The following is a 20,123-nucleotide window of genomic DNA, read 5'->3' as shown; positions in this document are numbered from 1 at the left end:
CATTGATCCTATTCCTCCCCGTTTTCTTTCCTCATGTTTTGCATATGCTTTCGAAAAACACTGTTCCACCCTTTTATGGAATCCTTTGTTAACCAATTAGGTGGGTGTCCTTCCGCCTGATTTTCATAGCTTTCAAGAAGATGCTGATATTCTTCCCCTTGTGAAATAGTGCGGATTATCGTAATGTTCTCTCCTACTCCAACTATATATATCGTCTGACCAACGAGGAGAACCTGTAACGATTTGTTCGTACCAAGCACATGACCGCCTAATGGAAGAACGAGGCCATTTGTTTGTATTTGTCTGCTTCGTTTTGAAAGAAAGCGCAATAATCCAATCAATAAACCCATAACCAAAATAAAAGAGAGAATAAATTTGATAAATAAGGGAAACACGGAAGGTGACCCGTTATCCACGACTTTTGCATCTGGAGGTGACGGCTTCCTCTCACCTTTTTGGATAGAGTCATAGGCGGAAATCTCGCCGCTAGAAGATGAACCCGCGGCAAAAATGGTGGGTTGAAAAGAAAATAAATAAAAAAACAAAACAAATAAGAACATAGTGCGTTTCATGATTTTCTCCTTCCTTGGAGTTATTTCTAGTTGTTTAAATTTGCCGCGATCGTTGCTGCCAATTTGTTATCAGATTTCGCTATTTCCGTTAAAATTTGCGAACGACTTGTTGTCTTAATATTTTTCATGAGGTTCATAGCTACTTGTGAGTTCGTAGCCATCATTGTTCGAATAATGTTAGCCGATTGAGCAGGAGGCATCCCTGCAACGGTTTCAGCTAAGGTTTCCGTTGGATTTTCATGTATTAGAGCGAGCTCATGTACCTGAGCTGCAAGCTCAGTTTGATTAGTTTTATCAAGTCCCGCAATCTCTTTTAACAATATGGTAATTTGAGCTGCTTTCTTGACATCCTTCATGCTGCCTAGGATGCTGCCCTGCAATTCCTGATCTAGCTGAGATATCGTTAACGAAGCTTCCTCAAGGGGCATGGATACCAGCATTGCAGCTGCTTTAGATGCAGGTATACTGGCATAAATCCCTGATACTTGTTTCATTTGATCCTGAACTTCTTTTATCTGTTTATCTTCTAACTGTTTCTGTAAATCTTCATTGTTTTTCTTTAAAACCTTTATTTCATTTTGATTAGAACTTAGTTGTTTATTCAACTCGGTTAGTTCCTGTTCCCTTTTTTTCAAAACAGCTTCGTTGTTTAAATATTTTTCTTTCCAATCATTAACACCAACAGGCACTTCGGGTTCTGTAGAATTAGAATCAGGAATGATAAGATTCAAAACAGGTATTTTATTTCCCCAATCTTGAAATGTCTTCCAAACAGGAAATCCAACAAAATTTAACAGGAACAATATTAATAGAACGGTCATTAGTAACGAAATCCCCCAGAATAAAATACTTCCTAGTATTCCGCGTCGTTTTTCTGCCATTGGTTAATCTCCTTATGTCCTTCGGGTATAGCGTAAGACTGCCATTTCGTCCAGCATCGCCTGTTCACTTCGATTGAGTCGCTTTTGGAAAGCTTCCATTGATTTCTCTTTCCACTGGTTCCACATTTTTGTTTCCTGATTTTTATTGATGAGTACTTGGTGTTTTTGTTCTACTTCCTGATGAATTTGCTGTGATTGATCCTCCAACCGTTTCATCCGTAGGCTAACATGGTCAATTTCTTGTTGAAACGCTAAAATCTCTTTGACCGTTTTGCGATCTACATCATTGTATTGGTTGAAAACATTCTCCTTGACCGCTTCTAGCCCTTCCATTTCTTCAGCTAGTTCCAATTGTCGGAGTTTAGTAGTTCCGTACTCTTGCTTAGCAATTTCCTGTTCTTTTTCTTTGACGTCCAGTACTTTTTGAAAAGAAAACGTAAATTTCATCGAATCATCGCTCCAAATTGTGAAAGTAGGAAGGACTCTGCCTCCTCAAGTTGTGAAGCTTCATAAATTCCCTGTCGTAAAAAATTATCCATTGTTGGCTTTAGCCTCATCGCCAAATCGATGTCCCGATTCGAGCCCTTCTTATAGGCACCAATATTGATCAAGTCTTCGGCCTCGTTATAGGAGGCAAGTAATTTCTTGAAGTGTTGTGCTGCAGTTATATGCTCTTCAGACGTAATTTCGGTCATAACTCGGCTTGCGCTGTTTAAAACATCGATCGAAGGAAAAATCCCTTTCCCTGCAATCGCACGATTTAGGACAATATGTCCATCTAAAATTCCCCTCACTGCATCGGCAATCGGTTCGTTCATGTCGTCACCATCGACCAGAACCGTATAAATTGCTGAGATCGAGCCCTTCGGCCCAGTTCCAGCACGTTCCAAAAGTTGTGGCAGCATCGCAAACACAGACGGAGTATACCCCTTGGTCGTCGGGGGTTCACCAATCGCTAAACCAACTTCTCGTTGCGCCATAGCAAAACGGGTAACGGAATCCATCACAAGTAATACGTCCTTTCCTTGATCGCGGAAATACTCTGCAATGGACGTAGCTGTCAGGGCACCTTTTATCCGAATAAGGGCCGGTTGATCAGATGTCGCTACAATCACGACAGATTTTTTCAACCCTTCTTCGCCTAAGTTTTGTTCAATAAAATCAAGTACTTCACGTCCTCGCTCTCCAATAAGTGCGATAACGTTCACTTCAGCTGTCGTATTTCGCGAAATCATGCCAAGAAGTGTACTTTTTCCGACGCCACTCCCGGCAAAGATCCCCATTCTTTGCCCTTTACCCATAGTTAATAACCCATCAATCGTACGTACCCCTACCCCTAGAGGTGAATGAATCCGGGGTCGACTGAGTGGGTTAGGTGGGATTGCGTGCGTAGGCACTTCCTCTAACCCTAGCGGCAATGGCTTACCATCGATTGGTTGACCCAAACCATCTAGAATCCGTCCCAGTAATTGATTGCCAGCCTTAACCCTCATCGGCTTACCACTTGCGACCACATCACAGCCAGGACCTATTGAGCGTACCTCGCCAAGTGGCATTAGCAGCACTTTATTCTCCTTAATACCTACAACCTCGGCTTGAATAGGGGTTTGCGATTGAGAGGGATAGATTGAGCACAATTCACCAATTTTAACATCAGGGCCTTGGGATTCAATCGTAAGCCCGATGATTTGGGTGATTTTCCCATTGACTCTAACCGGGTCAATCGTCCGAATGAGATTGATATAATTTTCAGCTGATAATCCCACTTTCCGGCTCCCTTCTCGCTTCAAGAATTACTTTTTTGATTTCCTCAATTTGGGTATCAATCCGGGCATCGACACTGCCGTATGCGGTACGAATAATACAGCCTTTGAGTGAAACGGAATGGTCCGGGATAATTTTGATTTCTGTTTCTCCGTTAACAACAGCAACGAGCTGTATACGATGCGATTGAATAAAATCAAAATCTTCAGGATGAACACAGACTGTAATCGACTCCTTTTCTTTAAAGCGAAGAATATGTTGTTTAATTAACTCCACAAAATGTTCAGGATTACTTTCTAATTCCTGTTTAACAATTTGCGAAGCAATAACAGTACTCATCTCGAGTAAAAACGGTTCTGCTTCTGCGATAATTGATTCCTTTTGTTCATAAGCAACATTTAACAAATGTTGAACTTGCTCTAATTTCCCTTGATATTCTTGCTGTATCTTCAGAATTGCCTCCTGTTTTCCACTTGCTAATCCTTCCTCAAAACCTTGCTGTTTAGCTTCAAGTGTCAAGACCTCAAGCTTTTGCTGGTTTTCTTCCCACCATTGGTTGATTTTATCTGAAGTGGCGGATTCTATTGAACTTGCATTTTGCTCTGCCATTTCAATAATTGCTTTCGCTTCAGCTTTAGCAGCTTGTATCAATTGGTTAGCTTTTTGTGTCCCAAAAATCTCATTGCCTTCTTGCTGGGACTCTGTATCAGGTGCCTCTCCTTGTGCGTTAACGGCGAGCAGCGGCTGGGAAATGACCTTCACCTCTTCTATCAAAGAGAGATTAGTAGCCTTAAATACTTTAGAATAGGATGCCATCTGTTCCACCTCGAGCAATGACAATTTCACCCGCATCCTCTAAGCGGCGAATAACGAAAACGATTCTTCCTTGTGCTTCCTCGACATCCTTGACTCTGACTGGTCCGAGGAATTGCATCTCTTCTTCGAACGTTTCGACCATCCTTTCTGACATGTTCTCGAAAATAACCTTTTTGACTTCCGGGCTGGCTGCTTTCAGTGCAAGGAGTAAATCATTATTCTCCACTTCCTGAATAACACGCTGGATAGCACGGCGATCAAGATTAATAATATCCTCAAAGAGGAACATGCGCTTTTTGATTTCTTCCACCAATTCCTCATCTTTAACAGCAAGATTCTCTAAGATACCTTTTTCCGTTCCACGATCCACACCGTTTAGGATATTGACAATCGATTCAATTCCCCCTACCACACTGAAGTCTTCGCGGATGGTAGATGATAACTTTTGTTCCAAAATATTTTCTACTTCCTTAATTACATCCGGTGAAGTTTGCTCAAACAATGCGATTCGTCTGGCAACATCGAATTGAAGTTCACTAGGGAGTGAAGATAGAATCATTGATGCTTGTTGGGTCTCTAAATGAGCTAATACTAACGCAATGGTTTGAGGATGCTCATTTTGCAAGAATTGATAGATTTGCATGGCGTCAACACGGCGGGCAAACTCGAATGGTTTAACCTGGAGCTCTGACGTTAATCGATGTATTATCTGTTTGGCTTTATCCTTACCCAGTGCAGATTCCAACACATCCTGTGCAAAACTGATTCCCCCCATTGCCAAATAATCTTGAGCAATGCACATTTCATGAAATTCCTTCAATACTTCTTCTTTTTCTTTGGCATCCACTTTATGAATATTGGCGATTGCAAGTGTAAGCTGATCGATTTCCTCCTCTGGCAAATGGTTAAACACCTTAGAGGAGGATTCCTTTCCCATCGAAATGAGCAAAATCGCTGCTTTTTGTTTTCCGGTCAACTTTAAGGCTGTCGCCATGGAAATTACGCCTCCTCTTCATGTAGCAATGTTCTAATCACTTTTGCGAAATCTTCCGGCCTTTGATCAAGCAATTTCTTTAACTGGCTTTCAACACCCATATCTTGTTCTGCAAAATAGTCCGGTTCTACGACTGGTGTTTTATAGGCTTTATCCTCTTCTAACTCAAGGTCATTTTGTTTTCTTCGATTTACTAGCCACCAAATTAAACCGCCAATCAAAAGCAGTCCTAGGGCTATGCCGCCGGCAATATAAAGCCATTTCGTGGATGAGCCACTTCCCATAGTTGTGTTTGTGGCGAATGTATGCGGAAAAATTGTAATCCGTTGGTCAATCTCTTGTTGGGTTAAATCAGGATGTCCGAGAGCAGTCCGAACTGTATTAGCAACTATGTTTTGAATATTATCTTGTGTTGCCTTTGATAACTTATCAGGATTGGCCGAATCTGCCTCAACACCAACATTAATTGTAATATCTTCTATTTGATAAGGACTTTTAATAATCTCGTTATTAATTCGATTTACCTCATAGTTCACCTTGTTATTCGACTCTTCGTAACTACTATCACCACTTGAACTTTCACCAGGATATCCAGGAACATCGGTTTCGCCGGTTCCGACTACACCCCCAGCACTTGCTCCTGTCCCAGTGGCTGTTTTGGAGTTTTTATCTGAACTTATGACAATACCGTTATTATTTTCATCTACCGGTTTTACCAATTTTTCTTCTGTTTTCACTTTATCGAAATTCATTTTTAAAAAGGTATGGACATACACTTTTTTTGATCCAAGGATTGTCCCTAGCAAGCCTTGAAGATTCTGTTGGATATCTCGTTCCAAATTCTGCTGTATTTTTCGCTGTTCGTCATACTTATCAACTGTTTGATCATTATTGTTTGTTTCTTGTAGAGCTAATGTCTCGCTGTATTGATTCATAATGGTGATGTTTTCTACGGGCAGTTTCGGTACACTGCGCGAGACTAATGTGTAAAGTGCCTTAATCTGCTGGGAGTTAAGTTGCACCCCTGGCTCTACCTCTACCATTACTGAAGCACTAGCTGTTTGATCTTGACCTTGTCTGATAAATACAGAATCTTCAGGCAAAGTCAATATGACTTCCGCGTTTTTGATTCCATCAATATGTGTAAGTACTTCAGCGATTTGATTTTGCATCGCTTCACGTTCAAGAATGTTATATTGGCGGTCTGTTGCTCCGAATGAGAGATTTTGACCAAAAATATCGTAATTAATTTTGTTATCTTTTGGATATCCCTTTGAAGCAAGACTAACTACTAAATCGGATGCGTCTTTTTTTGGAACAAGAAGCATAGTTCCATTATCAGATATTTTATAGTTTGAATGCCCTTGTTTATCCAATTCTGCTTTTATGTCTCCTACTTCCCTTTGTGTCAATTGACCCGTATAGAGCGGGACATATTGCGGACGAGACGCGAAAAAGATAAACATCGATAAGGCAACAATTAGAAATAAAAATGTCCCTATAATGAGCCCTTTTTGTTTCAGGCTTCTTGCTCTCCAGTAATCGCTGAAGCGCTCTCCGGTATGTTTGATTTGATCTGTCCATGATCGATTCATTTCTCACCCTGCCTAGCTTTCCATCATTCTTTAAATTTGCATGCGCATCATTTCTTGGTATGCTTCCACAGCTTTATCCCTGACGGTTACTGTTAGTTCCAATGATATCTGCGCTTTCTGTGATGCAATCATTACATTATGTATATTATCAATCTCACCTGTGGCCACTTTTGTACTTAGGTCAGCGGCCTGCTTAACCGTGTTATCCACATTCTCCAAATATCCTTGGAGTACATCTCCAAATGAAGATTTAGTTTTATCCACTTCTACGTTTTGGAAAGGATTTTGATTAATTTTGATTAATCCACTACCTACATTAGAAATATTCATTCATACGCCCCCTAACGACCTAAATCTAAAGCTTTTAACATCATTGATTTCCCGGTATTGAACGTCGTAATATTTGCTTCATAGGCTCTAGATGCAGCAAGTAAGTCGACCATTTCCTTTGACAAGTCGACATTTGGTAATTTAACATATCCTTCATTATCTGCATCCGGGTTAGTAGGATCAAAAATCGTCTTGAATGGTGTTTTATCATCCACAATTCCCGTGACCCTTACCCCTTGCAGTTTGGTCTCGGACCCGGTTTGTTTTTTTATTTCCCCCTGTAAAACCTGATTAAAAGCTCTTTCCCTAGGTTCCATCACGACCATCTTACGACGATATGGTTCCCAATTTCCATTCACCAATTTCCCTCGAGTAGTTGAGGCGTTAGCAATATTGGAGGAGGTTACATCCATTCGTAATTTTTGAGCTGATAAGGCAGATGCACTTATATTTAAGGAATCAAACATAGCTTTTAACTCCTTCCTTTAATCGCAATTGATAATTGATGGAATTCACTAGTAAGTTGCTGCGTTAGTGTATAATACCACAACGAATTTTTTCCCATCCGAGACATTTCTTCATCGATATCAACGTTGTTCCCGTTGCTTTGCATGACAGTATTCGTATTGTTGACCGTTTTTGCAGAAGGAATGGCAGACGAATACCCAATCGCAAAATGGCGGGAGTCAGTCCGATTGCCTACAAACTTGGATTGATTGTTTATTTGTTGCTTTAATATATCCTCAAACACTACCTGCTTTGTTTTAAAACCAGGAGTTTCTGCATTGGCTATATTATTAGAAATTACCTGTTGCCGTAAACTGGATGCATCTAAAGCCGATTGTAGTATGGCAATATTATTCAAGCCGCTAACTCTCCTTTTCAACTTGAGCGTATTTATTTGATTATCTTTGATAAATATCAAAAATTAAAAACATTCTATATCAATATACTATAAAAAAGTGCTTCAAAGCTACCATTTTTTTCATAGCTGAAGTCTATATCACTGCTTGTTACACAGTAAGCCGTTCAAAAAACTTGGTCACCCCAGATACCCATTGATTGTTTAAACCGGACGGATCATTATCCGCGCCAATAGGAGCATACTTCGCACCAATCCCAGGAATACTTGATAAGCCTTTTCCTAAATAATTCTTACTAAGATTGCGAGCCATATCCATAATGCTATCTTCAATGGAGGAGTACGATTTCAAGCCATTAATACCCATCATTCCAGCAATATTATTTTTTTCATTGGCAGCACGAGATTTCCCATTCCCTGTTTCATGCTGAGCAATAGCTGTTAACAAAGCCGGATTGATATTAAACCGTTTTCCAGCGTTAACAAAAACCTCGCCCATTCCTTTTAATTTCCCGCCCAAAACTTGATTTAATTTATCTGCGTTTAATGTCTGGAATCGTAACGGTTCATTCGTGTTTAAAGGCATGTTTTGATTACTCGTATATTGGTTGATTTCATTCATAATATTTGGGACAAAGGAATTGATTTGTGGTTGTACTGTCGATTGTAATTCCTGCTGCATTAAAAGTTGATTTAAGACTGCGGTAAATAAATTCTCACCTCCGGAAGTGGTTCCCTCCATAGGCGACCGTAATTTTTGCGTCCTGGATAATGTATTAACTAGCATTGTTTTCGTAAACCAATCCTCACCATTAATCAATGGATAGCACCCTTTCATCCCAGATATTCTATGTAACACTATTCATCCAAATTGTTGATTTTCATCGATTAATTAGCAAAATTCAGAAGAAACGTGACCACGAAATATGAATATGTGGTCAAGCAAACGAATTGAAACTTTTTGTCTCATTATTCTCACTTTCCGTATTTGTTCTTCCCGTAGTATCCTATAGAGTATTAAATAATTTTTTCTAACATCCCGCTAACTTCCACTAATACCTCTTCTGAGACCATAGAAACATGTATTAATTTCCCATCTTTTATTTCCGCTTCTACCAACATAATCGTCTTTGAATCCTTTTTTTGCTTCATTACAAGAATCTGCTTTCCCTTGTATACAACATTTTTTACCAGGTAATACGTTTCATTGATTGGGTTTCCCATTGTTATTTTAATAGGTTTTACGAAGAAGGGTCTCATCTTTTTATATTCCATAAAATTATAAAGCTGACCATACGTTCGTTTGTCCATTACTTGTTGATGAGTCATGGATATCTTCCCTCCGTTAACGGGTTGTTAAAGAGTACATAAGTTCCTCCCAAATTGTCGCAAAAAAAGAACCTCACCTTTACCAAAGGGAGGTAATAGACAATAAATATCTTTGTAGACACAGAAAATCTATCCTCATCTAGACATTTAGTACCTATGAATAATACCTTAATCTTTTTGGTAAACTGGCTGACATAGTACAAAAGCACCTTAGTCCCTATAGCTTTGCGACACTGATTTTCATCAGGTGTGCCTTTATCTTGATTCGGTTTTTTTATATTCTTCTTAAATAATAGAATGTTTTACCATTAGCGAATATACTACTATTTTATCATTTTGTGTCGAAAATACTAGTTCAAAAGATATATTTTTTTGTTGTACCCAAAAAAAGATTCTTTTTTCAGTAATTTTGATTTGTGCCAGAATAATTTATGAACCTTTTACTCGTTCAATTTTTAGTCATTTTAAACAAAAAAATGCGTGATCACTCATCAGATAATGAGAGACCACGCATACTATTATTTTTTTGAGTCTAAAAAAACTCCATTTGTTTGTTTGATATACGGGCGGTACTTTTTAGTAACTTGTTCCTTTTGTTTCATTTGATTTAAGGAGTGTTGGGTTTCACTTATGTTTACTTTTAAAAGTGATGTCAAACGCTGATCAATGGTACGAGTTTCTTCCAACAATTGTTTTTCTTTAGCTGTATATTGGAAGCCTGGGATTTCAGCTCTCACCGTATCAACTTTGATCATTATGCTGTTCCGAGTATTTAATAGGTGATCAAATTTCTCATAATCATCATCTTTTAGTGCATGATTCATTTCTACAGTGATGTCATAAATACGTGTTATCAATTCGTCCATTGCTTTATCAGACCTTAGTTCTTAGTTTTATTTAGCTTCATTGCCGTAGACCATGTTTCCGATAATTCTAAAGCATATCCTTCCACTTCTTCTAAAATCTCAATTTTTTTACTAATGTTGGCCTCAATTAAACGAGACTTCATGAAATCATATAACGAAAGCAAAGAATCTGAGATGGAGTACCCTTTTTTTAAAGATACCATTAACTCGCTCACAATATCCTGGGCTCTTAGATTGTAACCGTGACTCTCCTCTAGATTATTATTTTGAAGCGCCATTTTAGAAAGCCGAATAAATTTAATCATTCCTTGGTATAACAAATATGTTAATTCTTCTGGTTTAGAAGTAATGACCGCTTGTTTTTGATAGGTTTGATATGGATTACTAAAAGCCATAATTGATTACTCCTCTCAATTTCCATTTCATTGATGTTATTATTTATATCGGTTGAAATAAAAAATAGTTAAGGAGAAAAGATAAAAATAAATTGATGTTTTTTTGCTAATACCGTTTTTACATTCATTTTAAGAATTAAATTTAACCGCTAACTTGAAGGACTACACCAAAACTATCAATGATGTAGTTAAGTCTTTGATTATATGATTTCAAATGTTGAATTTTGGCCGCGTCTCCCAACTTGTTAAATGCTGTTATTTCTTTTGCCAGCTTAGCAACCTCTAATTGTAATTCATCATTGCGCTTTTTCTCCAGAATAAACTGTTGTTCTTTTTTCATTAACTGTTCTCGCATAGCTTCTTTTTCGAGGTTGATTTCCGATTTCATACTCGCTATCTGCTGAACTGCGTCCTGGTTCTGAAGCGCCATGTTTGTCAGTTGGTATAAACTTCTTAGAAGTTCGTTTAGATTAATTCCCGGTAGCTGCTGTACGTTAGTGATTAATCCCGATAAAATGTCCAACAAATCATTGTCTTCAGAGGATTCCTTATTAATGACTTGATGTTCTGGAGATGGTTCATCTATGACTTCAGTGGATACCACGGGAACCTCATTTTCTGTAATGGTAATGAATTGATAAGCATTTTGGTTGGCTACTTCTTTATTATTTTTTGCCTTAATAAGTGAGTAATATTTATAATTTACAGACTGATAACCTCGTGTTAAGAGTTGGGCAACTTCATCCAATATCTCTGTTATATTTAGAGCACCTTCCTCTTGACGTTCGTTAATATATTGAAACATGAACTCAATTTCAGTTTTAGTCCATTTGCGGTTGACTTTTTTTGAATCATCAAGGGACGGGCTTCCAGGTTCAGAATTATTCATACTCAACATCATCAAATTATTAAAATAAAAAATTAAGGTTCCAGCGCTCAATTGGTTTTTATTTTCTAATTTTTGAATGAAATCTTGTTCTGATCGACCTACTTTTTGATTCACTAAAGCTTCTTTCATCTCAAATAATGCAGGTTTTAAACTCATTTGAATACCTCCTAAATGAATATGAGAATTGAACAGATTTGGTTTTACAAACATTTTTGCCTATTTACAAAAAGGTAAAACTAATTTTGTTTTTTTCAAACTCTCTCCATAAACGATGCTTTACAAAATGATTCGCTCTTATGAATTTTTTTTTGGGTGTACATCAAAAAGACTAAAAAATTTTATTATTATAAAAAATGGGACCGCTTCCATTTTCGATTCTTCTAGCGAAAAGGCTCAATATAATCATACTAACATTGTAAAGATTTGTAAACAATTTGTTAGAATTTTATAAAAAAGGGATTAAATCTTTACTTTTTTTGCTTAATCAGTTTACATAAATTATAGCCCTCCTTATTAAAGAGGGCCTATTATGTATTCTAGCTTTTTTTGACATGCTTTTGACTATCGTGTTTTCAATCGCATTTGTCTTTGTTTTTCAAAACAATGTTGAACGATTTTCATTTGATCCTTCTTATCCATCTTAGTAAACTTCATCGCAACATTTTTTCTTTCTTGGTCTTGTAAATGAATACGTATGATTTCGCCCTGAAAAGGAATTAGTGAGGATTCCTTGTTCTGCGTATTAGGAACGAACAAAGTCCCCGATACCTCCTCCCCCTTCTCTAGTTGTACATCCACTCCGCAGGAAAGTAGCAGTCCACCTGAGCTAATATTGATGGTGTATAACTTATTTTCATTGATAATAAGACGTAAATTGGAATTCACTCGAAAATTATCTCGACGTTGAATCCTGATAATCTCTCTTTCTTGTGGTTTGGTTATCCGGCATAAAGGAATATTGTCTTTTTTCTTTCCAATGATTTCTGAGTGGAATTTATATTGATGGTCATCTGCCATAAAAATGATATCCACTTTCGTTCCTTCTGTTAACAGTCCAATAATATTTCTATCCAAAGGGAGACTGATTAAAATATCATCCTCCCCAACTTCTGCAATAATAGACCGACACGATTGATCATGGTATTTAATATCAATGATAATGTTCTGATTTATCTTGGGATACATCGACAACACCTACTATCGTAATTATTCTAATTTTCTATTTAATTTTATCAAAATAATAGGATAAATGAAACGTTTTTTTGGAAATACTAACCAAATAAGTATCGAAGGTTTTTAAAACCATAATTTCCTACTTTATCTGTATTCTTTTTTGATAAAAAAAAAGCAAGCACAATATTGCATGTGCTGCCCTTAAAAAATTAACGTAAAAAATCAACTAAGGAAGTTTGAATGATTCGAGCTCCTATGGATAAAGCAGCACGCTGCACGTTCTCCTGTGACTTCAAATCGATAATAGCTCGAGAAATATCCACATCCTCTTCTTTTGAAACTAAACTTGTCGTAGATATCTCCAGCCCATCTAGGCGTGAAATGCTTAGCTCCATACGATTCATACGGGCACCTAATTCTGAGCGTTCCTTTAAAAGGTTATCCATCTGGCCATCTAATTTAGCTAAATGATCATTAGTTCCCGCCTCTGGTGAATGAAAATAGTCAACGATATCTGACAATACTTTAAAAATACCGCCATCCCCATCATTATTAAACACATTTGTTCCCTGTACATTGATTTGCACATTGTTTGTTTGACCGACCTGAACATTAAATGCTTCTTGGTTTTCATTTAGAAATGCTTTTGGTGAGCCCTCGGCATTTGGGTCATCTTTACTAAATCTAAACGGAGGGTTTTTAAAATCTGTTCCGGCAAAAATATATTTTCCGGCAATTTGCGAATTAGCGATTTCCCCCAGATGTTCTTTTAACTGATTGATTTCTTCCGCAATCGCATAGCGCGCACCCTCATCATTCGATCCGTTAAGACCTTGAACCGTCAGTTCTCGGACCCGCTGTATTACTGCGTTTACCTCACTGAGGGCGTCATCAGTAGTCGTCATCCAGGCAAATCCATCATCAGCATTTCGTTTGTATTGGTCAACATCGTTTAGTGAGGAGCGATAGGTCATGCCTCGAACCACTGTCACAGGATTGTCCGATGGTTTTGTTACTTTTTTACCCGATGATATTTGATTTTGATACTTTTCCATTGCACGATTGTTTTGCTGTAAATTATTCAACATATTTTGATTTAATATACTTTGTGTCACTCGAAAGCCCATTCAGTTCCCTCCTACAATCCCACACGGCCCATGCCATTGATTACTTTATCCAAACATTGATCCATTGCCGTTACCATCCGGGCAGCAGCGTTGTATGCCTGTTGGAATTTAATCATATTGGCCATTTCTTCATCCAAGGATACTCCTGAAATGGATTGGCGGCGATTCTCTACTTGATTGACAATCCCTTCCGTATTGTTCAACATTCGCTGCGCTTCTTGTGAATCAATCCCTAAATGCCCGATAATATTCCGATAAAGATCACCAATACCGGATTTAATTTTTGCCATATCCAGAGCGTTTTTGCCATTTCCTGTTGAGGACTGATCTGGAGATCCATTGTTTTCTTTAGTTGCTGCAGAAATTAAGTTTAAATTTACCATGATATCCGGATTTACATTCAAATCTTTTGCAGTAAAATCTGTTCCTATTTTTGTGAAAAATTCCACGCTTTTAAGAGGATTCCCACTTTCGTCTAATTCACCATGGATATTTTCCAAATTCAATCCACTCAGATGAACCTTATTTACTTCCTCAGCAAAAGTCCTGGCTAATTCATTAATTTTATCCATCATACTTGGAATCGTTGATTTCGAACCACCGTCTTTTATTCCATAAGATTCAATCCGTCCTAACAATTCACCGGATTCTAAACTAATGGGTTCGCCACCTATCGTAATGCCGTTTTCTACATCCACTACATCATCAATAACTATTTTAAGAGGATTGGCAGGGTTACTGCCTGATACTAAAAGCCCTCCGCCTACAGATACGTTGACCATCCCAGTATCTTTATCATTTCCATTCAAAATGGGTGTCACCTTAACATCGACAAGTTTTGATAGTTGGTCGATTAGCACATCACGTTGATCATATAAATCATTGGGCTGATAATCGTTTGCCACTAGTCGGGAAATTTGACCATTTAAATCACTAATTTGTTTTGCCAAAGAGTTTACTTCTTTCTCTTTGGTGGTAATGATATTTTTAAGGTCATCCTTAATTTGTTCTAAGGAGTCCGAAATATATTTGAAGGTTTCAACAACTGCCACACCGTTTTGCCTAACAACAGCACGTGCTGCGGAGCTGTCAGGATCCTTCGATAGTTCCTGCCATCCCTTCCAAAATTCGTCCAGAACATGGCCTAGTCCATCGTCTGATGGTTCGTTTAATATGTCTTCAATTTTAGATAAGGTATCACTTTTAGCTTCATAGTAACCCAATTTTTTGTTTTCACCACGAAATTGTGTATCCAAATATTCTTCCCTTAATCGTACTAGGCTATTAACATTGACACCCGTTCCTAGTTGTACTCCGTTATTGGAAATGGATGGGGTTGCTTGCATTTCTGCCCGCTGCCGTGTATAGCCAATCGTGTTGGCGTTGGATATGTTATGGCCTGTAGTGGAAAGTGCTGTTTGCTGGGCAGAAAGTCCTCTTTTTCCCAGCTCAATACCATGAAAGGTTGAAGTCATTCATTTTCCCTCTCTCTATCAAAAAATAAAAAATCGGTCTATACTTTTGCATCTAACATATTCGAATAACGATTCTTTGCATATGGTCCATACCCGATCGCAGGCTCTTTCCGAACGAGCATCCCAATCGAGTATTGAACATAAGAAAGGGATGTATGAATTAATTGTTGGTTGCTTTCATTTAAATGGGTGATTTTTTGAACCAGTCCGCGAAGTTGTTTAGTAATGTGCTCCAATGTGGTCTTAGTAGTGACATCGTTCTGAATATTGATTAGCTCCTCAAGCGTGAAGGATTGGCCCATAAGACCCTTTTGGGCTATATATCCTTGAACTAGTTTCGTTCTTTTCTGTTCAAGTTTTTCAATTTCATTGACACATGAACTTTCACGGTTAATTAGACTCTGAAGTTCCTGAATATTTCCACCAACAAGGACTGTTCTCTTCTCTTCAGCTAAGTCAAGTAATCGTTTATGGGCGTCGGTCATTTCTTCCAATGTTTGAATGAGTTTATCCAGGGATTCCATCTTCTTGTCTCCCATTAAGAATTGCTTTTCCAGAATTCAATCATCTTTGCAGCAACTTTACTGCTGTCAACTTTGTAAGTCCCATCTGTGATCTGCTGTTTCAATTCTTGCAGACGATTTTGCCGCTGGGCTTGTTCTGACATCATCGCTTGAGAGATTTCTCGGCCGCGTGATGATATTTTCACTTCCGCAGAAGCAGAGGTCTTTTTTTGTATATCTTGTATATTTGAACGGTTCTGTTGATTTTGGTAGGTAATAAAACCAGATTTTACATCATTGATTCGCACGTATAGCCCTCCCTACATTTCCTATATAATAATTATCGGTAATTGCTGGACAAAGTTTAATTATTACGCAATAAAATCATTGCATGATCATTCGATCTTGTCTTCACTTACAAAATGTCTACATATCATATCTAATTGTATCAAAGTGAAAGGGATTTAACATTAAGTATTTTGAAGGGTTTTGTTGGAGTTTGATTTGTTTTCCCGATAGTTGTTGGACCATGAAGAAGCGGCGGAAAGTTTCATGTCCTTATGACTTTCGCCGCATTCTATTCAAATGAGATTACATTTAAAATTCACGAGTGTTTATTGACATTAATCCCAACAAAGTCGATTTGGAGCTGTCCCTTTTGACGAAGATATACTTCCGTTTTTCCAGGTGTATAGTTATGGATCGGTTTGTGAGGAGTAGCAGCAATTTCAGCTCCACCTTGTTTCCAATTGATGTGAACCTCTGTTGGAGTATAATGAAATTTGACGGATCCGTAACTAGGGATAAAGGCAATGTTGAAATCTGCTGGGCCAGGATTCGCCTTTTCCATTGCAATGGACGCAAATGGATCGGTGTTATTCTCAATCGCTGCTAATTGATCTCCTTCTTGGGCAATTTGCGCTACAGCCTCTAATCCTTCCTGCTTGGAGAAGTCAGCCATTTCGGCACATAATAAACTTGTCTTCTTAAAGCCCAATTCATTCCAAGCCTGCTCTTGATCAATCTCAAGATGGGATGGCTGCCGTTCGATAGTCATCTCAGCAGGAGTCTGTTTAATTGATTGCTCTGCAGGAATTTGTTGGATTTCTTGGACCGGTTGGGTTATTCGCAACCCGATTTGGGCGTATGTTTGCTGCAATCGGATTTGCGGAATTTGCATAGAATCACCACCCTATTTCTTATTAATTTTTTAATTGTTAGGCCTTGCGATCAACTAATAGACCGAGATAATCTGTCATTGCCGCATACATATCAAGAAGTTTCTTCGAGGGAATTTCTTTAATAACTTCATCGGTTGTATCATCAACAATGGAAACATAATATTCTTTTAAACCCTCATGAAACTGGAATTTCAAGTGGGAATTGGAAGCTTTTAAAAAGTCATTCATACTATTGAGGACTTTTTCGGTCCTTTCCCTATTAAATGCTTGTTGTTTAGGCTGATCTGGTTCTTCCTCCGAGACTTCCCTTATTTTTGGAATAGATTCCACTGGTTTTACTTGAAAATCCGCTGATTGACTAATCGAACTAGACAACTTCTCTAACATGCCAAGCCCACCTTTAACAAGTTATATTTATTTGTGTTATCGGATGAGAGACGAAAATGTTTAGGGGAGTGTTTTTAACTTTGCATATACCGGAGCCGCTTTTTTGTTTACTAATCTATTCGGGATCACTTCCATATTTAGGGCATGTGCCGAATTGGAGATATCATTTGTTAAAACCACATAGTGCTAGATTTAAAAACCTTGACCTAAATCAAGGTTTTTAAATCCTCCATCTGTCAAAATAAAATGGTACATACTTACGAGGAGGGAAACACCGATGGAATTATTTACATATGAAGACATGAAAAAAATTGATAGAAAAGAATTAGGAAATATGATCCCTTTAGAGCTTTTCAGATCTGTTCGTTTAATTGGGATGTACCAAGGATTGCCTATGAATGGAAAGAATACAACCATTGCCGTAGGAAGAAAAATAGGCAGTACCCTGCCTGTCAGTAAAATTGACGAAGTCCTCTCCCATTTCGAGGAGTTAAGAATCGGAATTCCAACCATCATTGATTCGAAAGACGATGAGTATCTTGTAAAAATTGATGATTGTTTCTGCAAAGGACTTCCGGCACATCCAGGGAATAAAGTCTGTGATTTAGAGGGTGCTATTTTAGAAGGTGCCATTTCACGCTTCTATGATGGAAGAGTAATGGTCCACGAAGAAAAATGCAATGTAAACGGCGACAGCTGCTGTGAGTACCGAATTAAACTGTTATAACCAAAGATTGATTGTATACAGAAAAAGAACCGGGCAGGAGAAAACTGTCCGGTTTGTCTTTTTTTCCTTACCAACTGCATCTTTCGATTGTCTCCTTCAAGGAATTTTTCATCCTTTTAGATCTATGTTGCCACCTAGATAGGGTTGTGTTGCATGTTGGAGTGCCTTCAAGCTCGCATCCCCGATCATTTTGTTTATGAAATCTGCATTTCCTTCCCCTTGATCAATCGCTTTTTTCATGATTGAGATAGAAGCTTGTTGCTTGACTTGTCCTTGGGATAATGTAGTTGACAAAAGTGCAATATCCATGAAAACCATTACCTTTCTTTCTCTAATGGATTACTGTATATAATTGTTTTTCTAGGCATTGTATCACATTCTTTAAATTATCCATTTGACTATTTAGTTCTTCAATTTCACTCGAACTCAGCTCATGTATAAGTACATACTTTACTATTTCCTTCATTTCATGCAGTTTCACATTTATTTCATCTAAAATACGTGCTCGTTCTAAAGTCCATTGAAGCTGCTGCTCGAAAAACCTTTTCTGTTCTTGTTGGTTTTTATCCATCATTGTCCTTTCAGTAATTAGATTCCTTATATATGTTAGAGTATCAAAGTAGCTTCTAGAATACTAGTAATGTAATAAACATATTTTTCGAATCTATTACTCTTTACAATTATTCGGATGGCTCATAGAGCCTAGATTTTCATTTAATAAATTTATCAAGGAGCAACAGGTACAAGAGCAGATGGAAACTTTAAGAAATTCAATATGCTAATATTTCTTCAATTCATCAATAGTCCGCTTGATATCTACTGTGCCATCATCGTTCGTCTGAATATATTCAAGACGTTGTGCAATGGTCATTGTTTTGCCGCTGCTCATTTTAGCCGGCTTTTGTAGTGAAAGATTGTGTTTTTTAGATGCCAATAATATTTCTTTCATTCTCTTCATTCCAAGTTCCCGATTTTTCCCACCTTCTTCTGCTTTTATTTTCACACAAAGCCGTTTCTGCTCAAGTTGTAGATAATACCAATTATTGTTCTTAGGTTTCCACCAAAAAGCCCAAAAACCTCCAGCACGGTTCGGAACATAGCCCCATTCACCATTGATTTCTGTTTGTAGCTCTTGATAAAATCCTTGCCATGCGTAAGTGTCCCAAAATTTCACAGGCTTTGACTGAAAAGCAGTAATATCATCTTCAAGTTTCTGTAAATGATGATAATAATCTTGAAAGATGTTATTTTCTACGCCATTTTCTTTTCCCTTCTTCAAGATTTTTAGCATCATATTTCGCTTGAATGGTATATATCCAGCATGATCTATAGAACGATAATGGCTTTGATCAGCAATTTTATAGTATATCGGCAATTGAATCAGTTTTGGATATGCCTCATCCACTGCTTTACGATAGCGAATGAGCTGATTCGAATGGTCCTTTGTATACGTTTTATCTTCGATTAAAATAGCAAAGGTATTGTTCACAATGGCTAGAATATCCAGCGATTTAAATTGACGAGTAATTTCAATTGTTTCGACTGTTGGAACAGGAATGTTATGTACATTAAAAATCATCGTCATAAAATCCACAGCAGCTTTGTATAAGGGCCTATCAACTAATCGATATGTTTGCTTGCTCCAAGACAATAGCCAACAAAGAAAAGCATCCTGTGATAACTCACTCGTGGCAAAATGAAATAAGTTGGGAGTTTCTAGAAAAGCAGCTTGACTGTCACAAGCATTTTCAAGTAACAATTCTACATCATGATTGCCCTTATACTCCTCCCAATACCCTCGTGCGAGAAGCGATTCTACGTGCATCTGCGGGTAAATCACTGAATCTCGTAATTCTAAAATCCGCCCCTGGTCATCAGGGTATAATAATAAAAGCCGTTCATTTCCTTGCTGAGCAATCACTTTGGGAACTGAATAAATTCGCTTCGTATATCCACACTTTTCTCTACACACATAAGCAGGATATGCATCAACCACAAATCCGCCATCTTCAGTTTCTCGTAAACTCTCCGAAGCATCTTCCATTAACTTTGCCCCACAACGTGGACAAACCAACAATTTCATAAAAAATCTCCTCCTTGTAAATCTATGGATTTTATATATCTTCATAATATCCCCATTTTTATTAAGAGGACGGAATATAACATCTACCATTATCTTTATTAAACTAAAATTGATATGTAATAATGAATACTCCATTTCAGTTAGAGGCGAAAATGGATGGGGAACGTTCTCCAA

The 20,123-nt window shown here is 37.8% G+C and carries 26 protein-coding genes and 1 riboswitch; of the genes, 1 reads left to right on the top strand and 25 read right to left on the bottom strand.

Features of this window, described 5'->3' with window-relative positions:
- Positions 1 to 8: 8 nt before the first annotated feature.
- The 22 genes from ACIQXV_RS10350 to flaG all read right to left on the bottom strand — a co-directional run bounded on the left by ACIQXV_RS10350 (position 9) and on the right by flaG (position 17,139).
- Positions 9 to 572 (bottom strand): flagellar biosynthetic protein FliO, encoded by a 564-nt coding sequence (locus tag ACIQXV_RS10350; RefSeq protein WP_402958493.1) that lies wholly within the window; start codon positions 570 to 572, stop codon positions 9 to 11.
- 26 nt (positions 573 to 598) lie between these two features.
- Positions 599 to 1,453: a MotE family protein gene (locus ACIQXV_RS10345; protein ID WP_402958491.1), complete on the bottom strand. Its 855-nt coding sequence runs from the start codon at positions 1,451 to 1,453 to the stop codon at positions 599 to 601.
- Positions 1,454 to 1,465: 12 nt separating this feature from the next.
- Entirely contained in the window at positions 1,466 to 1,900 is a 435-nt protein-coding gene (gene fliJ / locus ACIQXV_RS10340; protein WP_402958489.1) for a flagellar export protein FliJ, read from the bottom strand.
- The gene (fliI, locus tag ACIQXV_RS10335; protein WP_402958487.1) at positions 1,897 to 3,219 is read right to left on the bottom strand and encodes a flagellar protein export ATPase FliI; all 1,323 of its coding nucleotides are present in this window, start codon (positions 3,217 to 3,219) and stop codon (positions 1,897 to 1,899) included. The genes fliJ and fliI overlap by 4 nt, the downstream gene beginning before the upstream one ends.
- Entirely contained in the window at positions 3,203 to 4,063 is an 861-nt protein-coding gene (locus ACIQXV_RS10330) for a FliH/SctL family protein (protein WP_402958486.1), read from the bottom strand. Before ACIQXV_RS10330 ends, fliI begins: the two co-directional genes overlap by 17 nt.
- A complete protein-coding gene (gene fliG / locus ACIQXV_RS10325) occupies positions 4,017 to 5,027 on the bottom strand; it encodes a flagellar motor switch protein FliG (RefSeq protein ID WP_402958485.1) in 1,011 nt (336 codons plus the stop codon). The genes ACIQXV_RS10330 and fliG overlap by 47 nt, the downstream gene beginning before the upstream one ends.
- Before the next feature lie 5 nt (positions 5,028 to 5,032).
- Positions 5,033 to 6,622: a flagellar basal-body MS-ring/collar protein FliF gene (fliF, locus tag ACIQXV_RS10320; RefSeq protein ID WP_402958483.1), complete on the bottom strand. Its 1,590-nt coding sequence runs from the start codon at positions 6,620 to 6,622 to the stop codon at positions 5,033 to 5,035.
- A 30-nt stretch (positions 6,623 to 6,652) separates the two neighbouring features.
- Positions 6,653 to 6,952, bottom strand: coding sequence for a flagellar hook-basal body complex protein FliE (gene fliE, locus ACIQXV_RS10315; RefSeq protein WP_402958481.1), 300 nt, complete (start codon positions 6,950 to 6,952; stop codon positions 6,653 to 6,655).
- 11 nt (positions 6,953 to 6,963) lie between these two features.
- Entirely contained in the window at positions 6,964 to 7,419 is a 456-nt protein-coding gene (gene flgC, locus ACIQXV_RS10310; RefSeq protein ID WP_402958479.1) for a flagellar basal body rod protein FlgC, read from the bottom strand.
- 5 nt (positions 7,420 to 7,424) lie between these two features.
- Entirely contained in the window at positions 7,425 to 7,817 is a 393-nt protein-coding gene (gene flgB / locus ACIQXV_RS10305; RefSeq protein ID WP_402958477.1) for a flagellar basal body rod protein FlgB, read from the bottom strand.
- 148 nt (positions 7,818 to 7,965) lie between these two features.
- Entirely contained in the window at positions 7,966 to 8,634 is a 669-nt protein-coding gene (locus tag ACIQXV_RS10300) for a glucosaminidase domain-containing protein (protein ID WP_402958475.1), read from the bottom strand.
- Positions 8,635 to 8,831: 197 nt separating this feature from the next.
- Positions 8,832 to 9,143, bottom strand: coding sequence for a hypothetical protein (locus ACIQXV_RS10295; protein WP_402958473.1), 312 nt, complete (start codon positions 9,141 to 9,143; stop codon positions 8,832 to 8,834).
- Positions 9,144 to 9,320: 177 nt separating this feature from the next.
- Positions 9,321 to 9,407: riboswitch (cyclic di-GMP riboswitch) on the bottom strand.
- 254 nt (positions 9,408 to 9,661) lie between these two features.
- Positions 9,662 to 10,009 (bottom strand): flagellar protein FliT, encoded by a 348-nt coding sequence (gene fliT / locus ACIQXV_RS10290; RefSeq protein WP_402958471.1) that lies wholly within the window; start codon positions 10,007 to 10,009, stop codon positions 9,662 to 9,664.
- A gap of 14 nt (positions 10,010 to 10,023) precedes the next feature.
- A complete protein-coding gene (fliS, locus tag ACIQXV_RS10285; protein WP_402958469.1) occupies positions 10,024 to 10,404 on the bottom strand; it encodes a flagellar export chaperone FliS in 381 nt (126 codons plus the stop codon).
- Positions 10,405 to 10,546: 142 nt separating this feature from the next.
- Complete coding sequence (locus ACIQXV_RS10280; protein ID WP_402958467.1) at positions 10,547 to 11,449, bottom strand: hypothetical protein; 903 nt, start codon at positions 11,447 to 11,449, stop codon at positions 10,547 to 10,549.
- 405 nt (positions 11,450 to 11,854) lie between these two features.
- Complete coding sequence (locus tag ACIQXV_RS10275; protein ID WP_402958465.1) at positions 11,855 to 12,478, bottom strand: flagellar brake protein; 624 nt, start codon at positions 12,476 to 12,478, stop codon at positions 11,855 to 11,857.
- A 197-nt stretch (positions 12,479 to 12,675) separates the two neighbouring features.
- Positions 12,676 to 13,593 carry a flagellar hook-associated protein FlgL gene (flgL, locus tag ACIQXV_RS10270; protein WP_402958463.1) on the bottom strand — a complete coding sequence of 306 codons (918 nt, stop codon included), beginning with the start codon at positions 13,591 to 13,593 and terminating at the stop codon, positions 12,676 to 12,678.
- A gap of 11 nt (positions 13,594 to 13,604) precedes the next feature.
- Positions 13,605 to 15,068 carry a flagellar hook-associated protein FlgK gene (gene flgK, locus ACIQXV_RS10265; protein ID WP_402958461.1) on the bottom strand — a complete coding sequence of 488 codons (1,464 nt, stop codon included), beginning with the start codon at positions 15,066 to 15,068 and terminating at the stop codon, positions 13,605 to 13,607.
- A 38-nt stretch (positions 15,069 to 15,106) separates the two neighbouring features.
- The gene (locus tag ACIQXV_RS10260; RefSeq protein WP_402958459.1) at positions 15,107 to 15,592 is read right to left on the bottom strand and encodes a flagellar protein FlgN; all 486 of its coding nucleotides are present in this window, start codon (positions 15,590 to 15,592) and stop codon (positions 15,107 to 15,109) included.
- Positions 15,593 to 15,606: 14 nt separating this feature from the next.
- Entirely contained in the window at positions 15,607 to 15,879 is a 273-nt protein-coding gene (flgM, locus tag ACIQXV_RS10255; RefSeq protein ID WP_402958457.1) for a flagellar biosynthesis anti-sigma factor FlgM, read from the bottom strand.
- 296 nt (positions 15,880 to 16,175) lie between these two features.
- A complete protein-coding gene (locus ACIQXV_RS10250) occupies positions 16,176 to 16,751 on the bottom strand; it encodes a DUF6470 family protein (RefSeq protein ID WP_402958455.1) in 576 nt (191 codons plus the stop codon).
- 37 nt (positions 16,752 to 16,788) lie between these two features.
- A complete protein-coding gene (gene flaG, locus ACIQXV_RS10245) occupies positions 16,789 to 17,139 on the bottom strand; it encodes a flagellar protein FlaG (RefSeq protein ID WP_402958453.1) in 351 nt (116 codons plus the stop codon).
- A gap of 277 nt (positions 17,140 to 17,416) precedes the next feature.
- On the opposite strand from flaG, the gene ACIQXV_RS10240 reads away from it, so the two are divergent.
- Positions 17,417 to 17,866, top strand: a complete 450-nt coding sequence (locus tag ACIQXV_RS10240) for a V4R domain-containing protein (RefSeq protein WP_402958452.1) — start codon at positions 17,417 to 17,419, stop codon at positions 17,864 to 17,866.
- A gap of 108 nt (positions 17,867 to 17,974) precedes the next feature.
- On the opposite strand, the gene ACIQXV_RS10235 is transcribed toward ACIQXV_RS10240, so the two are convergent.
- From ACIQXV_RS10235 to ACIQXV_RS10225, 3 genes are all read right to left on the bottom strand, one after another.
- Entirely contained in the window at positions 17,975 to 18,160 is a 186-nt protein-coding gene (locus ACIQXV_RS10235; RefSeq protein WP_402958451.1) for a YjfB family protein, read from the bottom strand.
- 37 nt (positions 18,161 to 18,197) lie between these two features.
- On the bottom strand, positions 18,198 to 18,437 hold the full coding sequence (locus tag ACIQXV_RS10230; protein WP_402958450.1) for a hypothetical protein: 240 nt from the start codon (positions 18,435 to 18,437) through the stop codon (positions 18,198 to 18,200).
- A 207-nt stretch (positions 18,438 to 18,644) separates the two neighbouring features.
- Positions 18,645 to 19,949, bottom strand: a complete 1,305-nt coding sequence (locus ACIQXV_RS10225; protein WP_402958449.1) for a PD-(D/E)XK nuclease family protein — start codon at positions 19,947 to 19,949, stop codon at positions 18,645 to 18,647.
- Between the last annotated feature and the right edge of the window lie 174 nt (positions 19,950 to 20,123).

The sequence above is a fragment of the Neobacillus sp. NPDC097160 genome, assembly GCF_044762155.1.
Lineage (GTDB): Bacteria > Bacillota > Bacilli > Bacillales > Cytobacillaceae > Neobacillus.
The sequence above is the reverse complement of the archived record's forward strand: the minus strand, read 5'-3'. Positions and strand labels throughout refer to the sequence as shown.

Bases quoted from the DNA above. Each gene is read 5' to 3' on its own strand.
- ACIQXV_RS10350 (WP_402958493.1), bottom strand. From the start codon at position 572: ATGAAACGCACTATGTTCTTATTTGTTTTGTTTTTTTATTTATTTTCT.
- ACIQXV_RS10345 (WP_402958491.1), bottom strand. From the start codon at position 1,453: ATGGCAGAAAAACGACGCGGAATACTAGGAAGTATTTTATTCTGGGGG.
- fliJ (WP_402958489.1), bottom strand. From the start codon at position 1,900: ATGAAATTTACGTTTTCTTTTCAAAAAGTACTGGACGTCAAAGAAAAA.
- fliG (WP_402958485.1), bottom strand. From the start codon at position 5,027: ATGGCGACAGCCTTAAAGTTGACCGGAAAACAAAAAGCAGCGATTTTG.
- fliF (WP_402958483.1), bottom strand. From the start codon at position 6,622: ATGAATCGATCATGGACAGATCAAATCAAACATACCGGAGAGCGCTTC.
- fliE (WP_402958481.1), bottom strand. From the start codon at position 6,952: ATGAATATTTCTAATGTAGGTAGTGGATTAATCAAAATTAATCAAAAT.
- flgC (WP_402958479.1), bottom strand. From the start codon at position 7,419: ATGTTTGATTCCTTAAATATAAGTGCATCTGCCTTATCAGCTCAAAAA.
- ACIQXV_RS10295 (WP_402958473.1), bottom strand. From the start codon at position 9,143: ATGACTCATCAACAAGTAATGGACAAACGAACGTATGGTCAGCTTTAT.
- fliT (WP_402958471.1), bottom strand. From the start codon at position 10,009: ATGGACGAATTGATAACACGTATTTATGACATCACTGTAGAAATGAAT.
- fliS (WP_402958469.1), bottom strand. From the start codon at position 10,404: ATGGCTTTTAGTAATCCATATCAAACCTATCAAAAACAAGCGGTCATT.
- ACIQXV_RS10280 (WP_402958467.1), bottom strand. From the start codon at position 11,449: ATGAGTTTAAAACCTGCATTATTTGAGATGAAAGAAGCTTTAGTGAAT.
- ACIQXV_RS10275 (WP_402958465.1), bottom strand. From the start codon at position 12,478: ATGTATCCCAAGATAAATCAGAACATTATCATTGATATTAAATACCAT.
- flgL (WP_402958463.1), bottom strand. From the start codon at position 13,593: ATGGGCTTTCGAGTGACACAAAGTATATTAAATCAAAATATGTTGAAT.
- flgK (WP_402958461.1), bottom strand. From the start codon at position 15,068: ATGACTTCAACCTTTCATGGTATTGAGCTGGGAAAAAGAGGACTTTCT.
- ACIQXV_RS10260 (WP_402958459.1), bottom strand. From the start codon at position 15,592: ATGGAATCCCTGGATAAACTCATTCAAACATTGGAAGAAATGACCGAC.
- ACIQXV_RS10250 (WP_402958455.1), bottom strand. From the start codon at position 16,751: ATGCAAATTCCGCAAATCCGATTGCAGCAAACATACGCCCAAATCGGG.
- flaG (WP_402958453.1), bottom strand. From the start codon at position 17,139: ATGTTAGAGAAGTTGTCTAGTTCGATTAGTCAATCAGCGGATTTTCAA.
- ACIQXV_RS10240 (WP_402958452.1), top strand. From the start codon at position 17,417: ATGGAATTATTTACATATGAAGACATGAAAAAAATTGATAGAAAAGAA.
- ACIQXV_RS10230 (WP_402958450.1), bottom strand. From the start codon at position 18,437: ATGGATAAAAACCAACAAGAACAGAAAAGGTTTTTCGAGCAGCAGCTT.
- ACIQXV_RS10225 (WP_402958449.1), bottom strand. From the start codon at position 19,949: ATGAAATTGTTGGTTTGTCCACGTTGTGGGGCAAAGTTAATGGAAGAT.